Consider the following 3,151-nt stretch of genomic DNA (forward strand, 5'->3'; position numbering starts at 1 on the left):
GTAAGGTCAGTCAATCAAGAGACGAAGGAAGCGGTGTATTCGTGCAGCAAGCTATAGCCATGCTCGATTCGGGTGTCGGTGGGTTGACAGTTGTCAAAGAAGTGATGCGCCAACTGCCGCGGGAGAAAGTCATCTATTTCGGTGATACAGCCCGTTCGCCTTATGGTCCTCGTACTGCCGAGGAAGTAAGGCTGTTCACCCGTCAAATCGTGGATTATCTTATTCAATTTCAACCTAAAATGATCGTAATTGCATGCAATACAGCGACAGCCGTAGCATTGGAATATATTCGAGCTTACGTGTCTATTCCTGTAATCGGAGTCATTCATCCAGGTGCCCGTGCGGCGCTGTCCGCTACCAATAGCGGCTATGTCGGGGTTATCGGAACAGAAGGCACAATCCGCAGTGGCGCATATGAACAAGCATTGAAGCGGCTGTCCCCTCATGTTGAAGTAGTCAGTCAAGCTTGTCCTCGTCTAGCCCCTCTTGTTGAGAGGGGGATGTTCAGAAACAGTGAATCGACTTCTGATGTTGTACGCGAGTCACTTGAACAGTTGCATAATATACCTATTGATACCCTCATTTTAGGCTGCACCCATTATCCATTCCTGTCCGATTCTATCCAAGATGCGATTGGGCCTAAGGTACAACTAATTAACTCAGCGGAAGAGACAGCGCGTGAGATCAGTACGATTTTGCAGGACAAAAGCCAGTTGGCGAATACGGAAGCGGTACCGGTTCATCAGTTTTTCTGCAGCGGCGATCCGGAAATATTTCAGAATATCGCCCGCCAGTGGCTCGGCGAGCAGATTCAGGCTACTCCAGTCATTTGGCAAATTCCTAAAATCATGTAATCCAAACTTATCATTCAATGAGATTCATGAACTTATATATGATCATGATATTTGAGGGCGTTCCTATGAGCAGATAGTCTGCCAGATAGGGACGCCTTCTCTGTGTTACGACCTAGGGATGATCTTCCTTGAAGTTATGAACCTCTATCCCGTCGCATATGCTTCAACCAATAACGTATTGGGAGAGGAGCGACAATCGTGGCTGTTCCTTATCTAGTGCAAAAAGGCGATACCTATCTTCGTATTTGTGCACGTTACGGCATCCAACTGCATGCGTTGCTGAACGCCAACCCTCAGCTGCGCTTAGAGGGATACGCAATACCGGGACAAGTAATTGATATTCCGGAGCTTCCGTTTAATAAGTATGTCGTGCAGGCAAAAGACACGTTCTATCATATCGCTCAGCGATTCCAAGTTTCGACGCAGCGACTCGCCGAAGCGAATCCAACCATTGATCCGAGGAGAATCATACAAGGGCAATTGATGCTAATCCCTTACGAGTGGAGTAGGGAATGGGAGAGGAAGACCACTGAATATGGTTATGGTCAATTAGTACGAGACATTCATCATTTACAGAATAGTTATCCCTTCGTCCGAGTTGAACAGATCGGAATGAGTGTGCTGGGTAAGCCAATCCCCGCAATTGTAATCGGCAACGGTGCTGTGCCCGTACATGCAAATGGTTCCGTACATGCGAATGAGTGGATCACATCGGCGCTATTGATGCAATTTGCCGAAGATTATGCAAGAGCCTACGACAGCGGTGGGGCATGGAACGGATGGGATCCGCTTGCTGCGTATGAGCGAACGACATTGTGGATCGTACCGATGACGAATCCTGATGGGGTAGAGCTTGTGCAAGAAGGAATTTCCCCGAATCACCCGTTCTACACTTCGATTATGGAATGGAATCAAGGCTCCCGCAGATTCCATCGTTGGAAAGCCAATATTCGCGGGATTGATCTCAATGATCAGTTCCCTGCCTTTTGGGAGGAAGAACAAGCCCGAAGGGGTGTGTATTCGCCAGCACCTCTCAACTATGGTGGGACGAGACCGCTGTCTGAACCGGAAGCAGCTGCGCTGGCGGGGTTATCAGAGCGGATTCCATTTGAACTAGCTCTGTCCTTCCATACGCAAGGACAGGAAATATATTGGAACTATCGTGATTTCGAACCAGATGAATCCTTAGCGTGGGCAGAACGATTCCAGAGGGCAAGCGGATATCGGGCAGTGAAGTTGTCAGGCAGCGATGCGGGCTATAAGGATTGGTTCATACAGCGCTACAGGAAGCCTGGTTTCACGATTGAAGTTGGCAACGGAATAAGTCCACTGCCGCTCGATGACTTCGATGGGATGTATCGGGAAGTCACCGCTATCATGAAAGAAGCGCTGCTTCCATAGTGAAGGTAACGATAAGGAGGACACGCAAGGTATTGCTGCATTGCTGCTGTATGAACTCTGATTCGCTACGCACACTAACAGCAGGAGGTGTGTAACCATTGGCGAATCCAATTCCACGCAGTTCACAACGGCAACCACGTCCTAAGCGGTCTTGGCAGAGGCTGTGGCTGCTTCTCAGCTCGGTGCCAAGACTATTGACGTCGAAGCGTGTTCCTTTTTGGGAGAAGGCAATATTTGTAGGTGCAATTGTTATTTACTGGTTGATTCCGGTGGATTTGATTCCATTTATGCCGATTGATGACATTATTCTCACCTTAATTCTGCTTCCTTGGTTTTCCAAGCGTGCCCTAAAATATGAAGATCCGAACCCGAAATGACGGAATGTGACGCAAAAGGTTGCTTCTCGCCCCAGGTTCCCGTACAATGACATAGAGGTTGGCGAACGCAACAATTTCATTGCGAAAGTACAACAAGACAATGGGGTAAAGCGGAGTGAAGAACAATGGCGAACGATATTCGTATTTGTGATAAATGTCGGCATATCAAAATGAAGACTTTTTTGCCGAAAGTCAAAGGTCTAGATCCGGAAGCGGATATCAAGATTGGCTGTAAGTCATACTGTGGGCATTGTGCCAAGCGAGTGTTCATCTTTATCAACGGACGATACGTAATCGCTCCGACGGAGGATGAAGCTATCGAGAAGGCGAAGCCTTTTGTGAAATAGTAAGTTTTTAACCGCATAGAAAAAGCTGCGAAGCGATATCCTAATCGTTGGAGACAACTACTCTCTGTTGGGAACAGTCCATACTCTGGCGCGAGGAGGCTCGCAGCATGTCCAAATATGACTCAGCTTGCAACTCAACCAAACCCGTATTCGCAACGCGCAGAACGCAGTC

Annotated in this window: 4 protein-coding genes; all 4 read left to right on the forward strand. The window is 48.0% G+C overall.

All coding sequences use genetic code 11. From position 1 onward, the window contains the following. Window positions 1-59: 59 nt before the first annotated feature. A complete protein-coding gene (gene racE, locus AZ66_RS28090; protein WP_197081793.1) occupies window positions 60-854 on the forward strand; it encodes a glutamate racemase in 795 nt (264 codons plus the stop codon). Between the two features lie 198 nt (window positions 855-1,052). Continuing rightward, window positions 1,053-2,255, forward strand: a complete 1,203-nt coding sequence (locus tag AZ66_RS28095) for a M14 family zinc carboxypeptidase (RefSeq protein WP_044357941.1) — start codon at window positions 1,053-1,055, stop codon at window positions 2,253-2,255. 98 nt (window positions 2,256-2,353) lie between these two features. Next, complete coding sequence (locus tag AZ66_RS28100) at window positions 2,354-2,632, forward strand: hypothetical protein (protein WP_082061769.1); 279 nt, start codon at window positions 2,354-2,356, stop codon at window positions 2,630-2,632. A 125-nt stretch (window positions 2,633-2,757) separates the two neighbouring features. Beyond that, a complete protein-coding gene (locus tag AZ66_RS28105; RefSeq protein ID WP_021253279.1) occupies window positions 2,758-2,979 on the forward strand; it encodes a DUF1450 domain-containing protein in 222 nt (73 codons plus the stop codon). Window positions 2,980-3,151: the final 172 nt, after the last annotated feature.

The organism is Paenibacillus sp. E194 (assembly GCF_000935845.1).
GTDB classification, from domain to species: domain Bacteria; phylum Bacillota; class Bacilli; order Paenibacillales; family Paenibacillaceae; genus Paenibacillus_B; species Paenibacillus_B alvei_B.

Excerpts from the sequence above, each read along its gene's own strand:
- racE (WP_197081793.1), top strand. The coding sequence starts at position 60 with ATGCTCGATTCGGGTGTCGGTGGGTTGACAGTTGTCAAAGAAGTGATG.
- AZ66_RS28105 (WP_021253279.1), top strand. The coding sequence starts at position 2,758 with ATGGCGAACGATATTCGTATTTGTGATAAATGTCGGCATATCAAAATG.